The 23,810-nt window shown below is 72.1% G+C and carries 24 protein-coding genes; 13 read left to right on the top strand and 11 right to left on the bottom strand.

The genetic code is table 11. From position 1 onward, the window contains the following. Positions 1 to 11: 11 nt before the first annotated feature. Positions 12 to 923, bottom strand: a complete 912-nt coding sequence (locus G3I54_RS24590; RefSeq protein WP_164617112.1) for an alpha/beta fold hydrolase — start codon at positions 921 to 923, stop codon at positions 12 to 14. Positions 924 to 1,248: 325 nt separating this feature from the next. Here G3I54_RS24590 and G3I54_RS24585 point away from each other — a divergent pair, with 325 nt between their 5' ends. After that, positions 1,249 to 2,427: a S1 family peptidase gene (locus tag G3I54_RS24585; RefSeq protein WP_343240408.1), complete on the top strand. Its 1,179-nt coding sequence runs from the start codon at positions 1,249 to 1,251 to the stop codon at positions 2,425 to 2,427. A gap of 70 nt (positions 2,428 to 2,497) precedes the next feature. On the opposite strand, the gene G3I54_RS24580 is transcribed toward G3I54_RS24585, so the two are convergent. Continuing rightward, complete coding sequence (locus G3I54_RS24580; protein WP_164617109.1) at positions 2,498 to 2,995, bottom strand: phospholipase; 498 nt, start codon at positions 2,993 to 2,995, stop codon at positions 2,498 to 2,500. A 233-nt stretch (positions 2,996 to 3,228) separates the two neighbouring features. Next, complete coding sequence (locus G3I54_RS24575) at positions 3,229 to 4,293, bottom strand: DUF3533 domain-containing protein (protein ID WP_164617107.1); 1,065 nt, start codon at positions 4,291 to 4,293, stop codon at positions 3,229 to 3,231. A gap of 162 nt (positions 4,294 to 4,455) precedes the next feature. On the opposite strand from G3I54_RS24575, the gene G3I54_RS24570 reads away from it, so the two are divergent. The 3 genes from G3I54_RS24570 to G3I54_RS24560 all read left to right on the top strand — a co-directional run bounded on the left by G3I54_RS24570 (position 4,456) and on the right by G3I54_RS24560 (position 7,653). Next, complete coding sequence (locus tag G3I54_RS24570) at positions 4,456 to 4,809, top strand: helix-turn-helix domain-containing protein (protein WP_203687121.1); 354 nt, start codon at positions 4,456 to 4,458, stop codon at positions 4,807 to 4,809. Positions 4,810 to 4,927: 118 nt separating this feature from the next. Continuing rightward, complete coding sequence (locus G3I54_RS24565) at positions 4,928 to 6,529, top strand: MFS transporter (protein ID WP_164617103.1); 1,602 nt, start codon at positions 4,928 to 4,930, stop codon at positions 6,527 to 6,529. Positions 6,530 to 6,762: 233 nt separating this feature from the next. Next, entirely contained in the window at positions 6,763 to 7,653 is an 891-nt protein-coding gene (locus G3I54_RS24560; protein ID WP_164617101.1) for an alpha/beta fold hydrolase, read from the top strand. A gap of 96 nt (positions 7,654 to 7,749) precedes the next feature. Here G3I54_RS24560 and G3I54_RS24555 read toward each other — a convergent pair whose 3' ends face one another. Continuing rightward, complete coding sequence (locus G3I54_RS24555) at positions 7,750 to 8,802, bottom strand: lytic polysaccharide monooxygenase (protein ID WP_164617099.1); 1,053 nt, start codon at positions 8,800 to 8,802, stop codon at positions 7,750 to 7,752. A gap of 216 nt (positions 8,803 to 9,018) precedes the next feature. On the opposite strand from G3I54_RS24555, the gene G3I54_RS24550 reads away from it, so the two are divergent. Further along, a complete protein-coding gene (locus G3I54_RS24550) occupies positions 9,019 to 9,531 on the top strand; it encodes a hypothetical protein (protein ID WP_164617097.1) in 513 nt (170 codons plus the stop codon). Positions 9,532 to 9,618: 87 nt separating this feature from the next. Here G3I54_RS24550 and G3I54_RS24545 read toward each other — a convergent pair whose 3' ends face one another. Next, complete coding sequence (locus tag G3I54_RS24545) at positions 9,619 to 10,272, bottom strand: response regulator (protein WP_203687119.1); 654 nt, start codon at positions 10,270 to 10,272, stop codon at positions 9,619 to 9,621. 148 nt (positions 10,273 to 10,420) lie between these two features. On the opposite strand from G3I54_RS24545, the gene G3I54_RS24540 reads away from it, so the two are divergent. From G3I54_RS24540 to G3I54_RS24520, 5 genes are all read left to right on the top strand, one after another. Next, a complete protein-coding gene (locus tag G3I54_RS24540) occupies positions 10,421 to 11,404 on the top strand; it encodes a tripartite tricarboxylate transporter substrate-binding protein (protein WP_164617096.1) in 984 nt (327 codons plus the stop codon). Continuing rightward, complete coding sequence (locus G3I54_RS24535; RefSeq protein WP_164617094.1) at positions 11,401 to 11,970, top strand: tripartite tricarboxylate transporter TctB family protein; 570 nt, start codon at positions 11,401 to 11,403, stop codon at positions 11,968 to 11,970. The genes G3I54_RS24540 and G3I54_RS24535 overlap by 4 nt, the downstream gene beginning before the upstream one ends. A gap of 3 nt (positions 11,971 to 11,973) precedes the next feature. Continuing rightward, the gene (locus G3I54_RS24530; RefSeq protein WP_164617092.1) at positions 11,974 to 13,503 is read left to right on the top strand and encodes a tripartite tricarboxylate transporter permease; all 1,530 of its coding nucleotides are present in this window, start codon (positions 11,974 to 11,976) and stop codon (positions 13,501 to 13,503) included. 13 nt (positions 13,504 to 13,516) lie between these two features. After that, on the top strand, positions 13,517 to 15,010 hold the full coding sequence (locus tag G3I54_RS24525) for a trifunctional class I SAM-dependent methyltransferase/NUDIX hydrolase/VOC family protein (protein WP_164617090.1): 1,494 nt from the start codon (positions 13,517 to 13,519) through the stop codon (positions 15,008 to 15,010). An 89-nt stretch (positions 15,011 to 15,099) separates the two neighbouring features. Next, positions 15,100 to 15,495: a hypothetical protein gene (locus tag G3I54_RS24520; protein WP_164617088.1), complete on the top strand. Its 396-nt coding sequence runs from the start codon at positions 15,100 to 15,102 to the stop codon at positions 15,493 to 15,495. A gap of 136 nt (positions 15,496 to 15,631) precedes the next feature. Here G3I54_RS24520 and G3I54_RS24515 read toward each other — a convergent pair whose 3' ends face one another. After that, positions 15,632 to 16,159 carry a DUF402 domain-containing protein gene (locus tag G3I54_RS24515; protein ID WP_164617086.1) on the bottom strand — a complete coding sequence of 176 codons (528 nt, stop codon included), beginning with the start codon at positions 16,157 to 16,159 and terminating at the stop codon, positions 15,632 to 15,634. Continuing rightward, on the bottom strand, positions 16,140 to 17,060 hold the full coding sequence (locus G3I54_RS24510; protein WP_164617084.1) for a GNAT family N-acetyltransferase: 921 nt from the start codon (positions 17,058 to 17,060) through the stop codon (positions 16,140 to 16,142). Before G3I54_RS24510 ends, G3I54_RS24515 begins: the two co-directional genes overlap by 20 nt. A 70-nt stretch (positions 17,061 to 17,130) precedes the next feature. On the opposite strand from G3I54_RS24510, the gene G3I54_RS24505 reads away from it, so the two are divergent. Next, entirely contained in the window at positions 17,131 to 17,505 is a 375-nt protein-coding gene (locus G3I54_RS24505) for a GntR family transcriptional regulator (RefSeq protein WP_098024561.1), read from the top strand. Positions 17,506 to 17,528: 23 nt separating this feature from the next. Here the strand turns inward: G3I54_RS24505 and G3I54_RS24500 are convergent, their stop codons facing one another. Continuing rightward, complete coding sequence (locus G3I54_RS24500) at positions 17,529 to 18,623, bottom strand: DUF5925 domain-containing protein (RefSeq protein ID WP_164617082.1); 1,095 nt, start codon at positions 18,621 to 18,623, stop codon at positions 17,529 to 17,531. Positions 18,624 to 18,855: 232 nt separating this feature from the next. Here G3I54_RS24500 and G3I54_RS24495 point away from each other — a divergent pair, with 232 nt between their 5' ends. Continuing rightward, complete coding sequence (locus tag G3I54_RS24495) at positions 18,856 to 19,659, top strand: SGNH/GDSL hydrolase family protein (protein WP_164617080.1); 804 nt, start codon at positions 18,856 to 18,858, stop codon at positions 19,657 to 19,659. Positions 19,660 to 19,914: 255 nt separating this feature from the next. Beyond that, a complete protein-coding gene (locus G3I54_RS24490; RefSeq protein ID WP_003970092.1) occupies positions 19,915 to 20,178 on the top strand; it encodes a hypothetical protein in 264 nt (87 codons plus the stop codon). 49 nt (positions 20,179 to 20,227) lie between these two features. On the opposite strand, the gene G3I54_RS24485 is transcribed toward G3I54_RS24490, so the two are convergent. The 3 genes from G3I54_RS24485 to G3I54_RS24475 form a co-directional block, all read right to left on the bottom strand. Next, positions 20,228 to 21,424: a CaiB/BaiF CoA-transferase family protein gene (locus G3I54_RS24485; RefSeq protein ID WP_164617078.1), complete on the bottom strand. Its 1,197-nt coding sequence runs from the start codon at positions 21,422 to 21,424 to the stop codon at positions 20,228 to 20,230. A 58-nt stretch (positions 21,425 to 21,482) separates the two neighbouring features. Continuing rightward, positions 21,483 to 22,937 carry a type ISP restriction/modification enzyme gene (locus G3I54_RS24480; RefSeq protein ID WP_239144545.1) on the bottom strand — a complete coding sequence of 485 codons (1,455 nt, stop codon included), beginning with the start codon at positions 22,935 to 22,937 and terminating at the stop codon, positions 21,483 to 21,485. Positions 22,938 to 22,999: 62 nt separating this feature from the next. Next, the gene (locus G3I54_RS24475) at positions 23,000 to 23,806 is read right to left on the bottom strand and encodes a GntR family transcriptional regulator (RefSeq protein WP_164617076.1); all 807 of its coding nucleotides are present in this window, start codon (positions 23,804 to 23,806) and stop codon (positions 23,000 to 23,002) included. Between the last annotated feature and the right edge of the window lie 4 nt (positions 23,807 to 23,810).

Genomic DNA, 23,810 nt, shown 5'->3' with positions numbered 1-23,810 from the left:
GCCGGGAGGGCTCACCCTCCCGGCACCGCCGTCGGCGGCGTCCGGTCCGGGCGCTCCCGCTCGTCCAGCAGCCAGTCCAGGACCCGGGGCAGCATGGGGAACGCGTCGAAGTGGGCCGCCGCCGGTTCGAGTACGGCGGTGGCGCCCGGGATCTGGCCGGCCAGCCAGCGGGAGTGGCCGACCGGGGCGAAGACGTCCTGCACCCCGTGCCAGAGCAGCACCTCGCCGGTGATCCGGGAGGGCTCGAACCCCCAGGGGCTGCAGAACGCGATGGCGTCGTCGATCCAGCCGTACGCCGAATGGCGCAGCCCCTCGCTGTAGTTGCGCAGCAGCATGGACCGGATCCCCGCGTCGTTGACCACCATCCGGTCGGAGTCGGTCAGTTCCCGGCGCAGATCGTCCAGGAGCCGGACCGGGTTCCGCCGGATCTGCGCGGAGCGGACGATGAAGGACTCCGCCAGGCTGTCCGGGTCGTCCGCCGCCGTGGAGTACGCGAGCACATTGGACGCGGTCATCCCGTCGAACCAGTCGAGACCGGCCGCGTCCGGGGGCGCCAGACTGACCAGCGCCGCGGTCCGGGTGATCCGCTCCGGCATCAGCGCCGCGCAGGCCAGCGCGTGCGGAGCGCCGCCGGAGCGGCCCACCACGGCGAACCGCTCCAGGCCCAAGGAGTCGGCGATGGCCCGGACGTCCTCGACGACGTCCTTGATCCGGCGGCCCTCGTGCCGGTCGCTGTCGCCGTATCCGGGGCGGTCGTAGGTGATCAGCTGCGTATGGCGTTGGTACAGCACCATGCCCCGGGGCGCGGGCCCGAGCCTGCTGCCCGGGGTGCCGTGCAGGAGGAAGACCGGTCTTCCCCGCGGGTCCCCCATCCGCTCCACCATCAGATGCCGCCCGTCCGCCGCGAGCACCCGATTGCGCACCCGTGCCTCCTCCGCTCGGCCGTCCGGCGGGCACGTGCCGCCTTTTCGATGATGACCCATCAGAGGCGTTACGGGGACCGTTCGACGGCAGGAACTGTGAAGGTACGGGGAGGCTCCCGGCGGACGATTTCCGTCGGCATCCGGACGGGTGGGCACAACATCCGGACCGGCGGGGGCGAAAACCGGACAGGCCTAGTCCTCACCCAGGGGCGGCCGGCGGTTGCACCGGGTGTTCGCGAATGGAACCGACGTGGCATGACCCGGGGTAGGTGAACGCCCCGCGTGCGAAGCGTCTGTGTCGTGTGCACGTCCGGAAGTCGGCCTTGTGTGCGTATCGAGGCCTCGGAATAGTGGGCGCCCCATCCTCCGTGTACGAGCACCCCACTTGCTCCGTGCACGGCCCCACAGGAGGTCGAAGTTGAAGCATCGACGCATATCCAGGAAGCGCGCGACGCTGGCCGGCTCGGCCGTCGTCGCTCTGGTCGCAGCGGGATTCACGTTCCAGACTGCGAACGCCAGTGACGATGTGCCGGAGTTCACGGCGAAGACCCTCAGCGTGGACGCGGCCGGAAAGCTGGCCGGCGCCCTGGACCGTGACCTGGGCGCGGCAGCGGCAGGTTCGTACTACGACAGCACGGCGAAGGCTCTCGTCGTGAACGTCGTCGACGAGGCCGGCGCCGAGCAGGTCCGCCAGGCGGGCGGCAAGGCCAGAATCGTGGAGAACTCCCTCGCCGAGCTGAAGTCGGCCCGGCAGACCCTCACCGACAAGGCGACCATCCCGGGCACCTCCTGGGCGGTCGACCCGGTGAGCAACAAGGTGGTCGTCACCGCCGACCGCACGGTCGACGGCGCTGCCTGGAAGAAGCTCTCGGCCGTGGTCGAGGGTCTCGGCGGCAAGGCCGAACTGAACAAGGCGGCGGGCGAGTTCAAGCCGCTGATCGCGGGCGGCGACGCGATCTGGGGCTCCGGCTCCCGCTGCTCGCTCGGCTTCAACGTGGTCAAGGACGGCGAGCCGTACTTCCTGACCGCGGGCCACTGCACCGAGTCGGTCACCAGCTGGTCGGACACCCAGGGCGGCTCGGAGATCGGGGCGAACGAGGGCTCCAGCTTCCCGGAGAACGACTACGGCCTGGTCAAGTACACCTCGGACATCGCGCACCCGAGCGAGGTCAACCTCTACGACGGCTCCACCCAGGCGATCACCCAGGCGGGCGACGCGACGGTCGGCCAGCAGGTCACCCGTAGCGGCTCCACCACCCAGGTGCACGACGGTGAGGTCACCGCGCTGGACGCCACGGTCAACTACGGCAACGGCGACATCGTCAACGGCCTCATCCAGACGACGGTCTGCGCCGAGCCGGGCGACAGCGGCGGCGCCCTCTTCGCGGGCGACACCGCGCTCGGTCTGACCTCGGGCGGCAGCGGCGACTGCTCCTCGGGCGGCACGACCTTCTTCCAGCCGGTTCCGGAGGCGCTGGCCGCCTACGGCGCCGAGATCGGCTGACGCACCACCCGCTCCACCGCACGACGGCGCAAGGAAGGGCCCCCGGTTCGCCGGGGGCCCTTCCCGTGTCTCAGGCGGCCCGGGGCAGATTGCGGGAGTCCGCCTCGGCCGGGGCGACGCCGAAGATGCTCACGGCCTGGTAGTAGGTCCAGGCCGTGCTGTTGCACGACGTCTTCGTCGCGCCCGAGTAGCCGGCGCACACCCGCTTGAGGTCCTCGTAGAAGGCGGAGTCGATACGGGCCTTGTTGGCGGGGAAGATGCCGGCGGCCTTGTGGTTCCGGTAGCCGAAGTCGTGGCGGGCGCAGGAGTTCTGGAACGGGAAGCCGAAGGGGTTGTCGGGGGAGCTGCTGCAGTAGTCCGTCGACCAGTCGAAGCCGTACGCGGACCAGGCGCCCTGGTTGTTGCGGGCGGCGTTCCACGCGTTGTAGCTGGAGGCGCTCGTCTGGGTCCAGGAGCTGAGCACCTGGGGCTTGTCGGCGGGGGCGGCCGAGGCGGAACCGGCGGTGATCAGGGTGAGCGGGAGCGACAGCGCGACCGCGGCGAGCGGGACCGTGAATCGACGACGCATGAGCAACCTCCGTGGGGGTGAAAGGAAGGGGTCCTGACCGTGCTCCTCGTCGGGTGGTACGAGGCCGCTCCAGCATGTCGTCATGTACCTGTCATGCCTAGTCATCGCACGGACCGGACATCAAGAATTGGGCGGTACGTCAGATGGGGCCGCCGTCACGGCGGCCCCACAGGCGGATCTTCACGGAGGAAAGGGGCGAAGGCGAAGGGGTGGCGGAGAGGGCCCGCCCGACGTCAGACCGGGGTCGACCCGCCGGTGCCCGGCGCCGGGGCGGCGGGCGCGACCGTGGCGTCCACCGGATCCGCGTCCGTCCGCTTCCGCAGCGACAGGAACAGGGTCAGCGCCGTACCGACGACCGCCCAGGCCGAGAGCACCAGCAGCGGACCGGTGATCGCGTTGCCCCGGAAGTAGGCGATCGAACGGGCCGCCCAGGTGCCCGCCCCCGGAGGAAGGGCCGGGCCGATCGCCCGCCAGAAGTCCGGGAGCATCGGGAGAGGGAAGGCGCCGCCCGCGCTCGGGTTGCCCGCGATGACGATGATCAGGACGGCCAGACCGATGCCGACGATCCCGGTCAGGGCCTGCAGGGCGAGCGTGGTCATGCCGACCGCGAAGACGACCAGGGCGCCCAGACCGGCCAGCCCCCAGAAACTGCCGGGCAGCGCGCCGAGGACTGGCCCGACGACGAGCGCGCCGCCGATGCCGCCGACGACGGAGTACAGCGCCATCGTTCCGGTCCGGATCACCGCGCGCTGCCGGTTGGCGGGTTTGGCGCCGGCGCTGATCGCCAGGATCGAGGCGCAGAGATAGCCGCCGACGCACCAGCCGACGACCAGGTAGAAGGACGACAGCCCGTTGAAGTCCTCGCCGGACGCCGGGGCGACGTCCACGGTCCGCACCGCCCGCCCCTGGGAGTCCTCGACCCCGGTGAGGATCCGCTCCAGGGCGGTGACCAGGGCGGTCCCGCCGCCGGAGGCGACCAGCAGGGTGTCGGTGCGGCCCTCCGCCGCGACGATCAGGGCGCCGTCGATGTCACGGTTCATGATCTGCCGGCGCGCCTCGGCCGCGCTGCTCACCGCACGGGGGTCCAGCGGTCCGCCGGGCAGCCCGTCCAGCTGGTCGACGAGCTGCCGGGACATCTGCTGCGGGGCCACCACCCCGAAGGCGACATCCGTCGCCTTCGGCTTGTGCAGCGCTCCGACGTAGGAGGCGATGAACAGCAGTTGCAGCGCGACCACACCAATGACGAGCAGGGCGGCCCGTGGGGTGACGGCGTTCTTCACCTCGTCGACGAAAGTCATGCCCCCACCGTCCGGGCGGGGCGGGGTTCGCGCAGGCGGGGCGGGGCCGAACGGCGTAGGGAGTAGGCGTTCACTTTCATTTCGTAAGGGCATACCCAGCAGTAAGCTATGGGGGTGAATGCGAACGTGAAACCCGAGGTCGAGGACGGCAGGGCGGTCGCGATGAGCGACGCCTTCACGGCGGACTGTCCGGCGCGCACGGTGCTGAACCACGTCAGCAGCCGCTGGGGGGTGCTGATTCTGGCCGCGTTGCAGGAGGGGCCGATGCGCTTCTACGTGCTGCGGAACAGGATCGGCGGCATCAGCGAGAAGATGCTGTCCCAGAACCTGCGGGTCTTCGTGCGGGACGGCCTGATCGCCCGTGAGGTCGAAGCCACGGTGCCGCCCCAGGTGACCTACTCGCTCACCCCCATCGGGCGGGAACTGGCGGCGACGCTGGGCGGCCTGGTCGAGTGGATCACGCATCGGATCGGAGACATCGTCGCTGCGCGTGAGCGTCACGACGAGGAGAACTGAACCCACCTGGGGACTGTCGAACGGGTCCGGCGCTAACCATTGGGTAAGCCCTTACCTTTCGAAAGCTCACAACCTACGGTAAGCCTTTCGGGCCGTGCGGCCCGGAAGGGAGATACCGGTGGAAACGGAGAACACCCCACGCGCCGGGGTACGCGAGTGGATCGGGCTGGCGGCGCTGGCGCTGCCCGCGATGCTCGTGATCATGGACATGAGCGTGCTCCATCTGGCGCTGCCGACCCTGAGCCGGGACCTGGAGCCTTCCGGGGCGGAACTGCTCTGGATCACCGATGTCTACGGTTTCGTCATCGCCGGGGCGATGATCACCATGGGGACGCTCGGCGACCGCATCGGCCGTCGCCGCATGCTGATGATCGGGGCCGTGGCCTTCGGCCTCGCCTCGGTGCTCGCCGCCTACGCGCCCACCGCGGAGGCGCTGATCGTGGCCCGTGCCCTCCTCGGCCTTGCCGGTGCGGTACTGGGCCCCTCGACGCTGTCGCTGATCAGCGCCATGTTCCACGACGCCAAGCAGCGCTCGTTCGCGATCACGGTGTGGATGACGAGCTTCATGCTGGGCGGCGCGGTCGGCCCCTTGGTCGGCGGTGTGCTGCTGGAGGCGTTCTGGTGGGGCTCGGTCTTCCTCGTGGCTGTGCCGGTCATGGTGTTCCTGCTGGTGGCGGGCCCGCTGGTGCTTCCGGAGGTCCGTAACCCGGACGCCGGCCGACTCGACCTGACCAGTGCCGCGATGTCGTTGGTCGCCATCCTGCTGGTCGTGTTCGGAGTGAAGGAGTTCGCCAAGGAGGGCGTCGCCTGGCTGCCGCCGCTGTCCCTGATGCTCGGTCTTGTGATCGGCGCCCTCTTCGTCGCGCGGCAGCGCCGGCTCACCGACCCGCTGCTCGACATGAAGCTCTTCGCGAACCGCGGCTTCAGCGTCTCCCTCGGAACGCTGACCTTGACCGTGGTGTTCATGCTGGGCAGTCAGTTCCTCATCGCCCAGTACATCCAGATGGTGGTGGGCATGGAGCCGCTGGAGTCGGCGGTGTGGAGCCTGCCGATGGTCATCAGCGGAACCCTCGCGATGTTCATCGCCCAGGGCGTGGCGGCCCAGGTGGGCAAAGCGTACGTTTTCGGAGCCGGTCTCACGATCGCCGCCATCGGCTTCGCCGTGCTCTCCCAGGTGGACAGCGGCTCCGGGATCGGAACCGTCGTCACGGCCGCGTCACTGCTGTTCGCCGGCCTGATGCCGGTCTCGTCCCTCGGGATCGGGATGATCGTCGACGCCGCGCCGCTCGAACAGGCGGGCTCGGCGGCCGCGGTGGGGGAGACGACCCAGGAACTGGGCGGCGCCCTCGGCATCGCGGTCCTCGGCAGTGTGCTGAACGTCGCCTACCACAGCGGGATGACGGGGTCGGTGCCGGACGGCGTACCCGCCTCCGTCCGGGAGACGGTCACCGACAACCTGCCCGCTGCCCTTGATGCCGCCGGCCGACTTCCGGCGGAGACAGGGGCCCAACTCGTCTCCGTGGCAAGGGACTCCTTCGCCCAGGGCCTCGCCTGGATCGCGATGGGAGCCGTCCCGGTCATGCTCGCACTGGCCGTCACGGCAACGGTGCTGCTCCGGAACGTGGGGCGCGCCGGCGAAGTCGCGGATCAGGAAGGGGCGGCGGGCGGAACGGGAGAGGTCGGCAAGTCGACGTCCACGGCGGGGTCGGCGGCTTCCTGACCCGACTGCCCATCACCGGCCGGCCGCGCGTCACCCGTCGAGAGGGGGAGACGGGTGGCCGGCCGTGTCGGTGGCCGGGAACGAGTGCTCCCCGCCCCGCCATTTTTTACCGACGCGTAACTTCCCTCTCCACCTTACTCGTGCGTAATTTGGCATGAGCACATAAAGCTTGTGGTCCGGGCCACAGGGCGCACCGCCATCGCACCTCCCTTGAGCCGCAAGGAGATCCCACGATGCTGCCCTGGATCCGTGCTGCGCGCGTTCCCCGCGCGCGCAGCCTGCTCGCCGCCCTGCTCCTCGCCCTCACCGTTCTCGTCGCCCCCACGGCGACCGCGAGCGCGGCCCCCGCCGCCGAAGCGGCCACCTCGCGTGGCTGGAACGACTACTCCTGCAAGCCCTCCGCCGCCCATCCCCGCCCGGTCGTCCTGGTCCACGGAACCTTCGGGAACTCGATCGACAACTGGCTGGTCCTCGCCCCCTACCTGGTCAACCGGGGCTACTGCGTCTTCTCCCTCGACTACGGCCAGCTGCCCGGTGTGCCGTTCTTCCACGGCCTCGGCCCCATCGACAAGTCAGCCGAACAGCTCGACGTGTTCGTCGACAAGGTGCTCGACGCCACCGGGGCCCCGAAGGCCGACCTCGTCGGCCACTCCCAGGGCGGCATGATGCCGAACTACTACCTGAAGTTCCTCGGCGGCGCCGACAAGGTCAACGCCCTCGTCGGCATCGCCCCGGACAACCACGGCACCACGCTGCTCGGCCTCACCAAACTGCTGCCGTTCTTCCCGGGCGTCGAGAAGTTCATCAACGACAAGACCCCCGGACTGGCCGACCAGGTCGCCGGATCGCCCTTCATCACCAAGCTCACGGCGGGCGGCGACACCGTTCCCGGCGTCCGCTACACCGTCATCGCGACCAAGTTCGACCAGGTCGTGACGCCGTACCGGACGCAGTACCTGGACGGGCCGAACGTACGCAATGTCCTCCTCCAGGACCTGTGCCCGCTCGACCTGTCCGAGCACGTGGCGATCGGGACCATCGACCGCATCGCCTTCCACGAAGTGGCCAACGCCCTCGACCCGGCCCGCGCCACGCCGACCACCTGCGCCTCGGTCATCGGCTGACCCACCGCGCGCCAATGGGCCGGGGCCCGTCATGACCTGCCGCGCCCGACGTCCCGGAAGGACGCGGCAGGGGTACGAAGAGGGGTGCTGCGGCGGTCAGCGGCTGTGGCGCCCCGTCGAGGCGGCGGCCCGCCGGCGCTGCGAGGCGAACAGCACGGCCGCACCGGCGGCGAGCACTCCGGCGCCCCCGATCGCCAGGTAGGTGCTGCTGCCGGAGCCGCCCGTCTCGGCCAGCACCTCGTCCTTGCTCGCGGTGTTCACCTCGGGTGCGTTGCCCTCGGCCTGGTCCGCGCCCTTGTCCTGCGGGGCGGCCGGAGCGGCGGCGTTGACCTTCGCCCCGGTGTTCGCGTCGTCGTCGCCGTGGCCGTTGTGCTCGACCGACGACTTCTCGGAACCCTCGGCGATCGCGTCCTCGGACGGGGCGGAGGGGGCCGGAGCCGGAGCCTCGGCACCGGCGTCACCACCGGAACCCTGCTCACCCTCTTCCTTCTCCGCCGAACCCCCGCCCGCCGAACCGCCGCCGAACGTCACGTCGGAGCAGGCGTAGAAGGCCTCGGGGGAGTCGGAGCGCTGCCAGATCGTGTAGACCAGCTGCCGCCCGGAGCGCTCGGGGATCGTGCCGTCGAAGACGTACGAACCGTTCTCCAGCACCGGGTCGGTGACCTCGGCGAAGGGCTTCGCCTCCAGGTCCGACCAGGCCAGCGGCTTCGTGGCGTCATAGCCGGGCTTCGTCATGTACAGCTCGAACGACCCCTTGTGCGGGGCCGTGGCGCGGAACCGGAAGGTGTGCTTGCCCGCCGACAGCGCGGTGGCCGGCCAGTCGGCGCGCGGGAGGTCGAGCCCCTTGAACTTGTCGTTGGCCGCGCTGCACAGCTTGCCGTCCGGGATCAGCTCACGGTGCTTGCCCGCAGCGTTGGCGATGTTCACCCCGTTCCAGTCGTACAGCGCCTGCGTTCCGCCCGCCGCGACCGCCGCCTGGCACGCCGCCGACTTCGGACTCTCCGGCCCCTCCGCGAAGCACGCGGACACCCGGCTCACCGGATCGGTCAGCGAACCGTGCGCGACGGCCGGAGTGGCGGTCAGCCCGGCCAGCGCGAGCGGTGCGAAACCGAGGGCGAGGATCCCGGCGGCCTTGCGACGAGCGGTCATGGATGGACTCCTTCTGAACGGCACTGCTGCGGCACAGCTGTTGGGGGGTGGCGATCAGCAAGCTAGCCGCTCGGAAGCCCGAAAAGGCCTGCTGGGACGGGGTGATGGCGATCCTTATGGTCGCTTTAAGGAAGGGCTAAGAGGGCGCTCAGGAAGGAGGGGCGCGATACTCGACGGCGAAGGGCGCGGAAGCCCGACGGGGGAAGGCGGACGGCGATGGTCAACCGGTGGGGCGAGGACGAGGCGGTGCGGGACGAGAGTCTGCCGCTGGAGTACGCCGTGCTTCCCGCGCAGCGGCGGCTGTGGCGGTGGATCGCCGGGGGGTGGCTGGCGACCTATGTGCTCGCCGCCCTGTACATGGGGGCGGGCAGCGAGGCCGCTCTGCCGCTGTGGGGGGCGGCGCTCGTCTGTCTGCCGGTCGTGGCGGGGGCGGTGCAGTCGTGGCGCAGATCCGCCGGAGGGACCCGGATCGACGAGGACGGGGTCACCACCGGGGTCTGGCCCACCCGGCAGCTGTGCCGCTGGGAGGAGATACGGGCCGTCACCAGCGTGCGCACCGGCAGCGGCCCCAGCGCCCGTACCTTCATCCAGCTCATCCGCCGGGACAGCCGGGCCGTGACGCTCCAGGCCCCCGTCGACCTGGTGGAGGACCCCGATCACCGTTTCCGGCGGGCCCACGCGATCGTGCGCGACACCTGGGAGGAGCGGTGCGGCGGCGGTGCCGCCTGAGGGTGTGTGGTCCGGGGTCGGCGTGCGTGCGGGTGTGGGCGCCGTCCGAGGTCGGCTCGCCCGTATCCGCAGGCACCCCGTGAGGGCTCAGCCCGTCCAGCGGTAGCGGCGTTCCGGGCGGCCCGTGCCTCCGTAGCGCAGGGTCACCGCCGCCCGGCCCGTACCGGCGAAGTACTCCAGGTAGCGGCGCGCGCTCACCCGGGACAGGGCGCCCGCCTCGGCGCACTCCGAGGCCGACAGGCCCTCCGGGTGGTCGCGCAGGGTGCGTTCCACCAGCTCGGCCGTGGGGGCGGCCAGGCCCTTCGGCAGCTCGCGCGAGCCGGGCGGGCGGGTGCCGAAGATCTGGTCGACGTCCTCCTGGCGGGCCTCTCCCAGCTCGTCCAGGCGGGTGCGCAGCGAGGCGACGTGGCGCATCTGCTCCTGGAGGGCGGACCGGCTGAACGGTTTGATCAGGTAGTGCAGGGCGCCAGCTCGCAGCGCGGCCCGGATGACCCCGGCGTCCCTCGCCGCCGTGATGAACAGGGCGTCCGTGCTGGGGCGTGAGGCGTCCCGCTCCTCCGCCGTGCGCAGGGCCCGTAGGACGTCGATCCCGTCCATGTCCGGCAGGTAGATGTCGAGCAGCACCAGATCGGGGCGCAGCCGCTCGGCCGCGCGCAGGGCGTCCGCGCCGTTGTGCGCCACCCCGGCGACCGTGAATCCGTCCATTGCGGACACATAGCGGCTGTGCAGTTTCGCGACCATGAAGTCGTCGTCCACCACCAGCACAGTTGTCACGCCGCCACGCTAGGCCGCGACCTCAATGACCACAACGTCCGTTGATACCGGAAGAGAGACAGCTTCTTAACGCGCAGGCAACATGTGGGCCACTTCACAGCGAAAGGCGGAACCTGTGCGACTGCGCACTCTCCTCGCCCTGTTCGGGGCCGCGTTGCTGGTGGTGGTGGGGCCGCCCCTGCTCTCCACCGGTGACGGTTCGGACACCGGTACCCAGATTCCCGGGCTCCGCTTCATGGTCCCCAACACCCCCGGCGGCGGCTACGACATCACCGCGCGCACCATGGCCAAGAACGCCGAGGACGCCGGACTCACCCACAACATCGAGGTGTTCAACCTGCCGGGCGCCGGCGGCACGGTCGGCCTGACCCGGCTCGTCGGCGAACACGGCAACGGCAAGCTCGCGCTCTCCATGGGCCTCGGCGTCGTCGGGGCCGTCCACACCAACAAGTCCCCGAGCACCCTCGCCGACACCACCCCGATAGCCCGGCTCACCGAGGAGCCCGACATCGTGGTGGTTGCCAAGAACTCTCCGTACCGCACCATCGCCGACCTGCTCGCCGCCTGGAAGAAGGACCCGGCCCGCGTCCCGGTCGGCGGCGGATCCTCGCCCGGCGGCCCGGACCACCTCGCCCCGATGCTCATGGCGCAGGCCGCCGGCATCGCCCCGAGGACGGTCAACTACGTGCCGTTCGACGGCGGCGGCGAACTCCTCGCCTCCATCCTCGGCAACAAGGTCGGCTTCGGGGTCTCCGGCCTCGGCGAGTACCGCGACCAGATCGAGGCGGGCGAGCTGCGGCTGCTCGCCGTGACCGGCCCGAAGCGGGTGCCGGGCCTCGACGCCCCCACCCTGCGCGAAGCCGGACTCGACACAGAGTTCACCAACTGGCGCGGCATCGTCGCCCCGCCCGGTCTCTCGGACGCCGAACGCGACAAGCTCACCGGTCTTGTCCGCAAGCTCCACGCCTCGAAGGAGTGGAAGGAGTCGATGAAGAAGAACGGCTGGGACGACGCCTTCCTTGCCGGTGACCCCTTCGGCGACTTCCTCGACGAGCAGGACCGGCGCGTCGCCACCGTCCTCAAGGAGCTGGGACTGTGACCAACGAATCGACCGAACCCGCCGGGTCCGCCGGACCGGCCGAGCCCGCAGCAGCGAGCGGCGGCGGCGGTGCCCGCGCCTGGCTGCGCGAGCATTCCGAACTCGGCGTCTGCGTGCTGCTGTTCGCGCTCGGAGCGCTCGTGCTCACCGACGCCCTCACCATGAACGTCGATATCGCCCAGCGCGGTCCCATCGGCCCCCGCACCGTCCCCTTCGTCGTCGGCGCCGGGCTCCTGCTGGTCGGGGCCCTGCTCGCCGTCGACGTGCTGCGCGGCGGACGCGGCGAGGCCGAGGGCGGCGAGGACGTCGACCTCGACGAACCGGCCGACTGGCGCACCGTCCTCCTGCTCGCCGGCGTCTTCCTCGCCACCGCCGTCCTCATCGGCCCGCTCGGCTTCCCGATCGCCGGGGCGCTGCTCTTCTGGGGCTCCGCCTACGCCCTCGGCAGCCGGCACCACGACCGTGACCCGCTCATCGCGGCCGGGCTCTCCCTCTTCACCTACTTCGTCTTCGACAACCTGCTCGGTGTCCCCCTTCCGGGCGGCCCGCTGATGGGGGTGCTCTGACCGATGGATTCCCTCAACTCCCTCATCGACGGCTTCGGTACCGCGCTCACCCCGATGAACCTGCTGTGGGCCGCGATCGGCGTCCTGCTCGGCACGGCCATCGGCGTGCTGCCCGGCATCGGACCCGCGATGGCCGTGGCGCTGCTGCTCCCGGTGACGTACGGACTCGACCCGACCGGCGCGTTCATCATGTTCGCGGGCATCTACTACGGCGCGATGTTCGGCGGCTCCACCACCTCGATCCTCCTCAACACCCCCGGTGAGAGCGCCGCCGTGGTCGCCGCGATCGAGGGCAACCCGATGGCGAAGGGCGGACGCGGCGCCCAAGCGCTCGCCGCCGCCGCGATCGGCCACTTCGCCGGCGGCATGATCGGCACCATCCTGCTGGTCGTCCTTGCCCCGACCGTCGCGTCGCTCGCCATCGGCATCGGCGCCCCCGACTACTTCGCCATCATGGTGCTGGCCTTCATCGCCGTCACCTCCGTCCTCGGCGCCTCCCGCATCCGCGGCATCGCCTCGCTCCTCATCGGCCTCACCATCGGACTGGTCGGCCTCGACCAGATGACCGGCCAGCAGCGCCTGACCTTCGGCTCGCTCCAACTGGCCGACGGCGTCGACGTGGTGATCGTCGCGGTCGGGCTCTTCGCGATCGGCGAGGCCCTCTGGGTCGCCGCCCATCTGCGCCGCTCCACCGGCAAGCCCATCCCGGTCGGCCGGCCCTGGCTCGGCCGCGCCGACCTGAAGCGCACCTGGAAGCCCTGGCTGCGCGGCCCCGTCATCGGCTTCCCCTTCGGGGCGATCCCGGCGGGCGGCGCGGAGATCCCCACCTTCCTCAGTTACGTCACCGAGAAGCGGCTCTCCAAGCACCGCGACCAGTTCGGCAAGGGGGCCATCGAAGGCGTCGCCGGACCCGAGGCCGCCGCCTCCGCCTCCGCCGCCGGGACGCTCGTCTCGATGCTCACCCTCGGGCTGCCCACCACCGCCGTCGCCGCCGTGATGCTGGCCGCCTTCCAGCAGTACGGAATCCAGCCAGGGCCCCTGCTGTTCGAACGCGAACCCGAGCTGGTCTGGGGCCTCATCGCCTCGCTCTTCGTCGGCATGGTGCTGCTGCTCGCCCTCAACCTGCCGCTCGCCCCCGTCTGGGCGAAGCTCCTGCGGATCCCGCGCCCCTATCTGTACGCGGGCATCCTCTTCTTCGCCGCCGTCGGCGCGTACGCGGTCGGCGGCGAGTCCCTCGACCTGGTGATCCTCCTGGTCATCGGACTGATCGGGTTCGGCATGCGGCGTTACGGGCTGCCTGTGCTGCCCGCCGTCATCGGCGTCATCCTCGGCCCGGCCGCCGAACAGCAGCTGCGCCGCGCGCTCCAGATCAGCGACGGCAGCGTGACCGGCCTCGTCAACACCCCGTTCTCGATCACGGTCTACGCGATCGTGGTGCTGATCGTGGCCTGGCCGCTGATCGGGCGGCTGGTCCCGCGGCTGCGCGGTGGCCGGAAAACGGCAGAGGAGTCCCGCACTGTCAGTGGCGGCTGAGAGCATCGAAGCCATGACCACGATCGACTGGGACGCGGCGGCCGGATCCTTCGACGAGGAGCCCGACCACGGGCTCCTCGACCCCGCGGTGCGCGACGCCTGGGCCGGGCGGCTGGAGAGCTGGCTGCCCGCCACCCGCGGCGATGTGCTCGACCTGGGGTGCGGCACCGGCAGCCTCTCCCTGCTCGCCGCGGGCCAGGGCCACCGCGTCACCGCGGTCGACCGCTCGCCCCGCATGGCCGAGCGGGCCCGGGCCAAGCTCGCCGGGACCGGCGCGGAGGTCCTCGTCGGGGACGCCGCCCGGCCCCCGGTCGGCGAGCGGGCGTTCGACGTCATCGTGGCCCGGCACGTCGTCTGGCTGCTGCCCGATCCGGCCGCGGCCCTGGAGCACTGGTTCGGCCTGCTGAAGCCGGGCGGGCGGCTCGTGCTGATCGAAGGCGTGTGGGGCGGCGCCGGTCTCTCCGCCACCGCGCTCACCGCCCTGCTCTCGACCCACACCGAGCGCATCCACCACGAGGACCTGGCCCCCGACAGCCGGCTGTGGGGCAAGAAGGTCGACGACGAACGCTATGCGCTGGTCGCCCGCGCGATGCCGGCGTACCGGCACACCGAGGTCGTCGACGTCCACCTGATCCTGCGGCGCGGTCCGGACGTCCTGCTGGCCCGCCGCTCCAACACCGGGTATGCGGACGGGCTGCTCCACATGCCCTCCGGCCACGCGGAGGACGGCGAAGACGTCCGCGAGGCGATGATCAGGGAGGCCGCCGAGGAGGTCGGCCTCGATCTGGACCCCGACGAGCTGCGGGTGGCCCTCGTGATGCAGCACCGGGGCCCCGGCGGCGGGGCGCGCATGGGCTGGTTCTTCGTCGCGGAGTACGACCCGGAGCGCCCGCCGCGCAACGCGGAGCCGGAGAAGTGCTCCGAGCTGGACTGGTTCCCGCTGACCGCGCTGCCGGACGACATGGTCGCGTACTGCCGCGCTGGCCTGGACGGTTACCGCTCGGGCGAGCACTTCGTGATCCACTGGCATCGGGACGGCGAGCCGATCGCGTATGTCCCGGGCGGCGTCGGACGGGCCGTCCCGCTGCCCGCCGCCGAGGAGACCACCGGCCGGGTCCACCACATCGAGCTGTGGGTCGCGGACCTCGCGGCGGCGGAGCGCAGTTGGGGCTGGCTGCTGGGCCGGCTCGGCCATGTCCCGTACCAGCACTGGGCCCACGGCCGCAGCTGGCGGCGCGGCGATGCGTATGTCGTGCTCGAACAGTCGCCGGACCTGGTCGCGGGCGGCCACGACCGCCGCCGCCCCGGGCTCAACCACCTGGCGTTCCACATCGCGGACCGGGCCACCCTCGACGCGCTGACGGCCGAGGCCCCGGCGTACGGCTGGCGGCTGCTGTTCCCCGACCGCCATCCGTACGCGGGCGGCGACGGCCACCACGCCGCCTATCTGGAGGACCCGGCGGGGTACGAGGTGGAGCTGGTCGCCGGCTCCGTGCCCCGGCCCTGATCCGCCCGGCCGTTCGCACGGGGCCGCTGTGCATCCGGTGTGCCGTGCGTGATGGACTGGCGTACGTTCACCGAGGTCACGGGGGAGAGATGACAGCCGAGGAGACCGGGCCGCCGACGCCCGCCGCAACAGAGCCCGCAACGGACGCCGCACCGGAGCAGGGCCGGCGGGACGCCCGTCGGATGGACTCCTGGTCGATCGCGTGGATGTTCCTGGCCCTGGTGGTCTGGGGATGGTTCGCGTTCCTGATGCTCGCCGACTACGGCCCCGATTTCGGGTCCGGAGCGAAGTGCCGGGGCCCGTTGGTCGGCCCGTTGTCCGAAGACAACCTCTGCCGCAGCGAGCTGCGGCAGTGGCCCGCGCTGCTGGGCATCCTCGCGCTGGCGGTCATCACCACCGTCATCGCGGCGGCCACCATGGTGTACGCCAAGCTTCTCTCCCGGCTGGCCCGCCGTGACGGGCCCGGCGCGCGGCCGCAGGGCTGAGAGCCGCTCCCCGGGCGCTCGGGCGTCGCCGGACCGGCATCACACGCAACCACCGCTCGCCGGCGCGTTCTCCGGCGCCATCGCCACGGCGAGGACCACTACGAAGCGGACCGGCCGGCGCGTGCCGCCGCGCCGGTCAGGCGAGAAGAGCCGCCAGTCCCTCGGCCCGGGCCAGGGCCTCCAGTTCGTCCAGGGCCGAGGCCGCCGCCCCGGCCGCCGCCGGATCGCGCTCGGCCAGACCGCTCTCCTCGAACTCGTCCTCGTCCAGCCGCAGCACCGACGAGCCGTCCGCCGACACCCACAGGTCCAGGTCGAGGTCCTCGACCGCCAGCACTCCGTCCGCGAGCACGGAGGGGCGGGTGATGTCGCAGTACCAGCCCTTGAGCACGCCGTCGCCGGTGCGGACCTCCTTCACCGCGAACCACCGGTCCCGCCAGTAGTGCTCGGTGAACACGTCGCCCGGCTCGAACCGGACGAAGCCGAAGTCCCGCGCCCCGGGCGCGGCCCACGGCGCGCGGACGGTGACGCGGACGCCGTCGTCGCGGACCAGCTCCGCCGGATACCTGATCTTGGTGCGGCCCGCCTTGGACAGGGCGACGACCAGGCCCTTCGTACGGTCCGCGCGGGGCTCGGGGGCTCCGGGCTCAGGGGAGGGTGCGGACATGGCGGACCTCCGTCGCGCAGATCTCGTAGCCGAACCATGCGTTGACGGCCAGCATCGGGCCGTTGCCGGTGTCGTTGGAGGTGTAGGCGTCCGTGTAGCCGGCCGCCCGCGCCCGGTGCAGCGAGTCGTTCTTCGCCAGCTTGGCCAGGCCCCGCCCCCGGAAGTCCCGCAGGGTCCCGGTCATGGCGCTCAGATACGTACGCTCGCCGTCGGTGGTGGCCGCGCTGAACGCCGCCACCTTCCCGTCCACCAGCGCCACCGAGGTGAGTCCCTGGTCGAACGCCGGGTGCCGCCAGGTGTTCGCCAGCCAGTCCTCGTAGTCGTCCAGCTCGGAGGCGATGTCGCTCGGCTCGTCGGCCGTCACCTCGGCGTCCGCCTCGAACAGCGGCCGGGGATCGTCCGCGAAGTCGGACCCGGGCCGCAGCTCGACGCCTGCCGGAAGCTCCTGACGCGGCGGCAGGGATCCGCCCGCGAGGTCGAGACGCTGGAAGTGCGCGGAGCGGCTGGGCCGGTAGCCCCGTCCACGGGCGAACTCCAGGCTCTCCGGATTGTCCAGGACCCACGCGTACAGGACCGTGGCCCCGACGTCGGCCAGGTGCTCCTCCGCCGTGCGCAGCAGCAGCGAGCCCGCCCCGCGGTTGGTGCGGCCGGGGACCGTGTGCGGGGTGAAGTAGCCCTGCCCCGGTTCAGCACTCTCGTGGGCGATGCCCGCCTGTGCCGTGGCGATGATCTCGCCGTCCTCCTCGGCGACCAGCAGCCGGTAGTGCCGGTCGGGGTGGGCGTGGGCGAGGTCGTGGACGACCTGTTCGGGGGTGGCCACCATCCAGGGGACCGAGGCCCGGCGGGCATGGGTCCAGGCCTCCGCGTCGGACGGCCGGAAATCGCGCACGATCACAGTCATGCGGTGGACCGTATGCGCAGCCGCGCCCCGAACGCCTCCCCTTTTTCCGCCGGTGGGGGAGAATCGACCCGTGACTGACAAGATCGTCCTCGACCCGGACTCCGGCATCGCCCCGTACGAGCAGCTGCGAACCCAGCTCTCCGAACTGGCCCGTTCCGGCGCGCTGCCCGTCGGCCACCGGCTCCCGACCGTACGCGGCTTCGCCGAGGAGCTGGGCCTCGCCGCCAACACCGTGGCCAAGGCTTACCGGGCCCTGGAGGCGGACGGGGTGATCGAGACCCGGGGGCGCAACGGAACCTTCGTCGCGGCCGCCGGGGGAGCGGCCGAACAGCGGGCCGCGACCGCCGCACAGCTGTACGCGGAGACCGCCGAACGGCTCGGTCTCACCCGGCAGCAGGCTCTGTCGCTGGCCAAGGACGCGGTGCGCGCCGCGTACGGGGACTGACCCCTCGCCCGTAACGCCTGGGGTCAGAGGTACAGCCCCGCGTCGGCCCCCGCGTCCTGCTTCGGCACCGACGCGGGGCCGATGCCCCGGCGCAGCGCGTACAGCTCGGCCAGGGAGTTGCCCTCCCGGCCGACCCCTTCGTCCGTGCCCAGCCAGGCCACCGACTCCTGACGGGTCAACGGGCCGACCTCGATCCTGGCCAGGCAGCGGCCGGGCCGTACGACCGCCGGGTGCAGCCGCTCCAGGTCCTCGTTGGTGGTGACGCCCACCAGGACGTTGCGGCCCTGGCCCAGCAGACCGTCGGTCAGGTTCAGCAGCCTGGACAGCGCCTGGCCCGCCGTGTGCTTGGCCTCGCCGCGGATCAGCTCGTCGCAGTCCTCCAGGAGCAGCAGCCGCCACCGCCCCTTCGCCGTGCCGTCGTCCTCACCGATCGCGATGTCCATCAGATAGCCGACGTCGTTGAAGAGCCGCTCGGGGTCCAGCACACAGTCGACCTGGCACCAGTCGCGCCAGGAACGGGCCAGGGTGCGCAGCGCGGACGTCTTGCCGGTGCCGGGCGGGCCGTGCAGCAGGAGCAGCCGGCCCGCGATGTCGTCCGGCGTCACCTTCATCAGCCGGCCCATGGCATCGGCCACCGGCGCGGTGTAGTTGGGCCGGACCTCGTCCCAGCTGCCGGCGGTGATCCGGCGGGTGGTGCGGTACGGGCCGCGGCGCGGCGAGACGTACCAGAAGCCCATGGTCACGTTGTCGGGCTGGGGCTCCGGCTCGTCCTGCGCCCCGTCCGTGGCCCGGCCGAGGACCTGCTCCGCCAGCTCCGCGCTGGTCGCGGTGACGGTGACGTCCGCGCCCCGGTTCCACCGGGAGGCCAGCAGCGTCCAGCCCTCGCCCTCCGCGAGCGTCGCGCTGCGGTCGTCGTCCCGGGCGGCCCGCAGCACCGTGGCGTCCGGCGGCAGCAGCGTCGCACCGGCCTTGACCCGGTCGAGGGACGAACTGTGCGAGTACGGCTGCTCGCCCGTCGCGAAACGGCCGAGGAAGAGCGCGTCGACGACGTCGGACGGTGAATCGCTGTCGTCGACGGTGAGCCGGATCGGCAGAGCGGATTCGGGGGAGTCAGGCATGGCGCCCATGATCCGGCACGGCGTCACCCCGTGCACCCGGGTTTCGCAGGCTCGTGCGGTACGGGCGAGGCCGGGGAGCCGACGGGGCGACAAGGAGGTTTCGAGGAGCGTCCGTTGAACTTCCGGGGGCGGACGGAAGCACACCGCTCCCATTTTTGGCATGGACACTTCCGGTGTGCCGAGGGGGCTGCTACTACGGAGTAGGCAGATACCCCCTGCTCAAGGAGGTCCCATGAAAATGTCCAGACTCGTGGCGTTCTCGTCCTCTCTCCTGCTCGGCGCCGCCCTCGCCCTCACCGGTGCGGGGATCGCGAACGCCGACTCGTCCGCCGCGGCCGTCGACTACGTCGCCCTCGGCGACTCGTACTCCTCCGGCGTCGGAGCCGGCAGCTACGACGGCTCCAGCTGCAAGCGCAGCAGCCGCGCCTACCCCGCCCTCTGGGCGGCCGCCAACTCCCCCACCACCTTCGACTTCGCCGCCTGCTCCGGAGCCAGGACCGGAGACGTCACGGGCGGTCAGCTCGGCAGGCTGAACGCCTCGACCGACCTCGTCTCGATCTCCATCGGCGGCAACGACGCCGGCTTCGCCGACGTCATGACGACCTGTGTGCTCCAGTCCGAGGCCACCTGCCTCAGCCGGATCGCCACCGCCCGGGCCTACGTCGACTCCACCCTGCCCGGCAGGCTCGACTCCGTGTACACGGCCATCCGCTCCAAGGCCCCCTCCGCGCAGGTCGTCGTCCTCGGCTACCCCCGCTTCTACCAACTCGGCGGCGGCTGCATCGCCGGACTGAGCGAGAAGGAGCGCGCCGCCATCAACGGGGCGTCCGACCACCTCAACACGGCCACCGCGAAGCGGGCGGCGGACCACGGTTTCACCTTCGGCGACGTCAGGACGACCTTCACCGGACACGAGATCTGCTCCAGCAACTCCTGGCTGCACAGCGTGAACTGGCTCAACATCGGCGAGTCCTACCACCCGACCGCCGCAGGGCAGTCGGGCGGCTATCTCCCCGTGCTCAACTCCGCTCTCTGAGACTCGGCGCTCCGAAAATCCCCCGCCCGCCGCCCCCTCGCACGGTCCGTGCCGGAGGGCGGTCGGGCAAACCCTCCGAACCGTGCGAACCACCCGAACTGTCCGAAGTCGCCCTGGAGTCGCGCGAATTCGGTAACGGGGCGTCAACCTCCGTATGTGTGTGCGCAATCCTGTGGCCGGGATACACGGGTGTCACCGAGGGACGATAGGGTTAACCTGCCCGGACCGGGTGCCCTCGTACGGGTGGGGAGTGACATGGAACAGATAACGGTGCGAAGCAGGCCGCGTGTGCCTGCCATCACATGCGGGAGCGGTGCGACCAGTACGCGCCTCGACCGCCATCTCGCGGTGCTCGGCGGCCCTGTCGTCCCGCAGCGCGAGTCGGCGGAAGCGACGCTGCTGATGCGTGAGCTGACCTCGCGTGATGCCGCGCACACCCGCCGGAGCAGGAGCGCACGCGTGTCGCTCTTCGCGCCGCTGCGGCGACTGCGGCGCTCGCTCTTCGGCAGCCGCCGCTGACCCACGGCACGGCATCGCCCGTCTGGACCGGCCCGCCGCTCGGGGCGGCTCAGGCGATCACTCCGTCCCGGCGCAGCACCGATGCCTGCTCGTCCGTCATCCCCAGGGCTCGCAGCAGCGCATCGGTGTGCTCACCCAGCGCCGGCACGGCGCCCATCCGCGCTTCCGCGCTCCCCGGCAGCGTGATCGGCGGCAGCAGCGCCCGCAACGGCCCGACCGGTGACTCCACTTCCCGCCACCGGTCCCGCGCCGCGAGCTGCGGATGCGTCGCCACATCGGCCACCGTGTTCAGCCGCGCACAGGCGATGCCCGCCGCCTCAAGACCGGCCAGCGCCTCCCGCCCCGTCAGACCCGCCAGCGCCCGGCCCACCGCCGCATCGGTCCGCGCCCGGTTCGCGGTGCGTGCCGCGTTCGTCGCGAAGTCCGGATCATCGGCCAACTCGGGCCGCCCGAGCACCTGTTCCGCAAGCCGCCGCCACTCCCGGTCGTTCTGCACGGAGAGCAGCACCTGCTCGCCGTCGGCCGTGGGGTAGGCGTCGTACGGGGCGATCACCGAGTGCGCGAGACCGGTACGCGCCGGGGGAGTGGAACCGTGCATCCCCTGGTGCAACGGGTGGCCCATCCACTCGGCCAGCGCGTCCAGCATGGAGACCTCCACCGGGCCGCCCCGCCCGGTGGTCGCCCGTCGCAGCAGCGCCGCGAGCACTCCGGAGAACGCGTACATCGCCGCCGCGATGTCCGCCGCCGGAATGCCCGCCTTCACCGGCCGCTCCGCCGTCCCGGTCACCGAGACCAGCCCCGCCTCGCACTGCACGAGCATGTCGTAGGCCCGCTTGTGCGCGTACGGTCCCTCCGCCCCGTAACCGGAGATGTCGACCGCCACCAGCCGCGGGTGCGCCGCACAGAGCGAGGCGGCGTCGAGCCCGAGCCTGGCCGCCGCCCCCTGGGCCAGGTTCTGCACGAACACATCGGCTCCGGCGACGAGTTCACGGACCACCGCCAGACCGCGCGGGTCCTTCAGATCGACGGCGAGGGACTCCTTGCCCCGGTTGCACCAGACGAAGTGCGAGGCGAGGCCGCGCGCCGCCGTGTCGTAACCGCGCGCGAAGTCGCCGCCGTCCGGGCGCTCCACCTTGATGACCCTGGCTCCGAGGTCGGCGAGCTGACGGGTGGCGAAGGGCGCGGCGACCGCCTGCTCGACGGCCACCACCGTGATGCCGTCGAGGGGGAGTGGCAAGGAGTTCATGACCCCGTGCATACCCGCTGACCGGCGCTTTCGCCACTCCCTGTGGTCCGGACCGCCGCTACAGCAGCGCGAACTGCCCCTCCGGGCCCTCCTCCTGGTGCCCGAGGACCGAGGCGGGACGCCGTGCCGAGGGCGGGACCGGCAGCACCCCGGCCGCCCGCAGCTCGGCGGGACCGATCAGCGGCCCCGCCTCCAGTCTGGCCCGCAGCTCCTTGCGGGGCCCCGCCGTGCCGTCCAGCAGGGCGAGTACGGTGATGAGTTCGAGCAGCTCCGAGGTCCACTCCCGGGGCCAGCCGCGCGCACCGACCGCGTCGAGACCGTCCGGGGCCGCCCCATCCGGCCCCCGGCCCGCCGCCGCGGCGGCCCGGCGATCGAACCAGAGCTCCAGCACCCGCACCCCGCCCACCGTGAAGTCCCAGGCCTCCGAAGGCACCGGCGAGATCCGGCCGTCGCCGACCACCAGCGCCTCGTCCCCGGCGTCGTACGACAGCTCCGCGGGACGGGCCGGCAGCGCCGCCCGCACATAGGGCCTGCGCCCGCCCGGCAGCCGGGGCCGCTCCCCGCCCCGGGCCCCGCGCGACTGGAGGCGCAGCAGCTCCCGGCCGAGCGCCACCCCCGACGACCACACCTCCGCGTCGGCCGGCAACGGGACATGGAGACCGGTGGCGGAGGGCCGGGCGGCGGCCACGATCCAGGCCAGCACCGCTTCCGGGGTGAACGCGTCCGGTTCCGCCCCGCCGCCGAGCCGCTCGCGCAGCAGCTCCGGGAGCCCCGGCGCGAGGTTGGGCTCCGCGCCGCCTGGCCTGCGGTAGAGCGGCCTGATCCGGCCGGGCCGCCCGGCGGGGGAGTGCCCGTCGGGCAGCAGCGCGGTCACGGACAGGGCGGGCCCGGAATCCTCGGGGGCGGAACTGTGTTCGACCGCGAAGAGCTGCTGCCCGTCGGCGACCCGCCACAGCTCCGGACGGGCCGCGTCGATCAGCCGGTGGTCGGGCAGCAGCCACTGTTCGTCGTAGGGGCCGTGCAGGATCCGTACGGGGTCGGGGCAGGGGCCCGGGGTCCGGGCGAAGCGGCCCGTTCCGGCGGACCGGCCGGGCAGGGCGGCGACCGAGGTGTGCGGCGTACGGGAACGGGTGGGCGCGAACAGCCGCTCCTGCTCGGCGGCGTCGGCTGCGGCCAGCCGTTCCCAGCGGGCCCGGAGCGCCACGGGGTCGGGGCCGCTCACCCAGGCGCGGCCGGTCCGGAGCGGCCGTACGGACCACGGCATCAGCTCGTCCAGCGGCACGAGCCCGTCCAGCGCCGAGGGCGTGCCCGGTGCGCGCGGCGTACCCGGTGTGCTCGCCGTGTCCGGCGTCCCGGGCGCGTCCGGGACGCCGGGTGTCCCCAGTGTCCCCGGTGCGTCCGGTGCGTCCGGTGCGTCCGGTGTCTCCGGAGGCGTGGGCTCCGTGGTCCCGCCGTCTCCGGCCGTCGCCGCCGCCGTTCCGCGCGCTGCCACCGAGCCGTCCCCCTGTCCCATGTCCCCTGTCCGCCGTGACCCTTTCGCATCGTAACGGCGGGCGGCGGCCCCGTGGGGCGGGGTCAGTGGGCCTCCACCGTCACGGAGAAGGAGAACCGGTCGCCCCGGTAGCGGATCCGGGCCACGTCCACCACCTGCCCCTCCTCGTCGTACGTCACGCCCGTGTAGTGCAGGATCGGGCTGAGCAGCGGGACCTGGAGCAGCTCGGCGGTGACGGGGTCGGCGAGCCGGGCCTCCACCGTGTCGGTGATCCGGGAGATCCTCACCCCGACGACATCGCGCAGGACCTTGGTCATCGGCCAGCGTTCGAGGTCGGCCACGTCGATCCGGGCGGCGATGTCGGGGCGTACCGCGTTCTCCGCCCAGTTGGTGGGCTCGTCGCTCTCCCCGTCGCGGCGCAGCCGTCGGTAGCAGGTCACCTCGGAGCAGCCCGGGAAGAACTCGGCGAGATCACCGGGCACCGCCGTCGGCCCGTGGCCCAGAACGGTCGTCGCCTCCCCGGACTGCTGGGCCACGATCGCGTCGACCGAGCCCAGCAGTCGCACCGGGGAGACCCGCCGGGCGCGCGGCTCGATGAACGTGCCGCGCCGCCGGTGCCGGCTGATCAGCCCCTCCGTCTCCAGCTCCTTGAGCGCCTGGCGCATCGTGAGCACGCTGACGCCGTAGTGCGCGGCGAGCTGCTCCTCGGTGGGCAGCCGGGCGGAGGCGTCCTGCGGGCGGCCCAGTATGGAGGCCCGCAGGGACTGGGAGACCTGGTACCAGAGCGGAAGCTTCCGGTTCAGGACGAGCGAGTCGGGGGCGAAGGCGGGCGGCCGGAACGGCGGCTCCCCACCGTGGTCCGCCCCGGCCTGTCCGTGGCTCTCTGTCACGTCG

Origin of the sequence: Streptomyces sp. SID14515 (assembly GCF_010548505.1) — a bacterium.
Classification (GTDB): Bacteria; Actinomycetota; Actinomycetes; order Streptomycetales; family Streptomycetaceae; genus Streptomyces; species Streptomyces caviscabies.
This window is presented reverse-complemented; position numbering and strand designations above follow the sequence as displayed.

Bases quoted from the DNA above. Each gene is read 5' to 3' on its own strand.
- G3I54_RS24510 (WP_164617084.1), bottom strand. From the start codon at position 17,060: ATGACTGTGATCGTGCGCGATTTCCGGCCGTCCGACGCGGAGGCCTGG.
- G3I54_RS24580 (WP_164617109.1), bottom strand. From the start codon at position 2,995: ATGCGTCGTCGATTCACGGTCCCGCTCGCCGCGGTCGCGCTGTCGCTC.
- G3I54_RS24555 (WP_164617099.1), bottom strand. From the start codon at position 8,802: ATGACCGCTCGTCGCAAGGCCGCCGGGATCCTCGCCCTCGGTTTCGCA.
- G3I54_RS24530 (WP_164617092.1), top strand. From the start codon at position 11,974: ATGGATTCCCTCAACTCCCTCATCGACGGCTTCGGTACCGCGCTCACC.
- G3I54_RS24545 (WP_203687119.1), bottom strand. From the start codon at position 10,272: ATGGTCGCGAAACTGCACAGCCGCTATGTGTCCGCAATGGACGGATTC.
- G3I54_RS24520 (WP_164617088.1), top strand. From the start codon at position 15,100: ATGACAGCCGAGGAGACCGGGCCGCCGACGCCCGCCGCAACAGAGCCC.
- G3I54_RS24515 (WP_164617086.1), bottom strand. From the start codon at position 16,159: ATGTCCGCACCCTCCCCTGAGCCCGGAGCCCCCGAGCCCCGCGCGGAC.
- G3I54_RS24525 (WP_164617090.1), top strand. From the start codon at position 13,517: ATGACCACGATCGACTGGGACGCGGCGGCCGGATCCTTCGACGAGGAG.
- G3I54_RS24550 (WP_164617097.1), top strand. From the start codon at position 9,019: ATGGTCAACCGGTGGGGCGAGGACGAGGCGGTGCGGGACGAGAGTCTG.
- G3I54_RS24575 (WP_164617107.1), bottom strand. From the start codon at position 4,293: ATGACTTTCGTCGACGAGGTGAAGAACGCCGTCACCCCACGGGCCGCC.
- G3I54_RS24485 (WP_164617078.1), bottom strand. From the start codon at position 21,424: ATGAACTCCTTGCCACTCCCCCTCGACGGCATCACGGTGGTGGCCGTC.
- G3I54_RS24500 (WP_164617082.1), bottom strand. From the start codon at position 18,623: ATGCCTGACTCCCCCGAATCCGCTCTGCCGATCCGGCTCACCGTCGAC.
- G3I54_RS24480 (WP_239144545.1), bottom strand. From the start codon at position 22,937: ATGGGACAGGGGGACGGCTCGGTGGCAGCGCGCGGAACGGCGGCGGCG.
- G3I54_RS24570 (WP_203687121.1), top strand. From the start codon at position 4,456: ATGAGCGACGCCTTCACGGCGGACTGTCCGGCGCGCACGGTGCTGAAC.
- G3I54_RS24495 (WP_164617080.1), top strand. From the start codon at position 18,856: ATGAAAATGTCCAGACTCGTGGCGTTCTCGTCCTCTCTCCTGCTCGGC.
- G3I54_RS24560 (WP_164617101.1), top strand. From the start codon at position 6,763: ATGCTGCCCTGGATCCGTGCTGCGCGCGTTCCCCGCGCGCGCAGCCTG.
- G3I54_RS24490 (WP_003970092.1), top strand. From the start codon at position 19,915: ATGGAACAGATAACGGTGCGAAGCAGGCCGCGTGTGCCTGCCATCACA.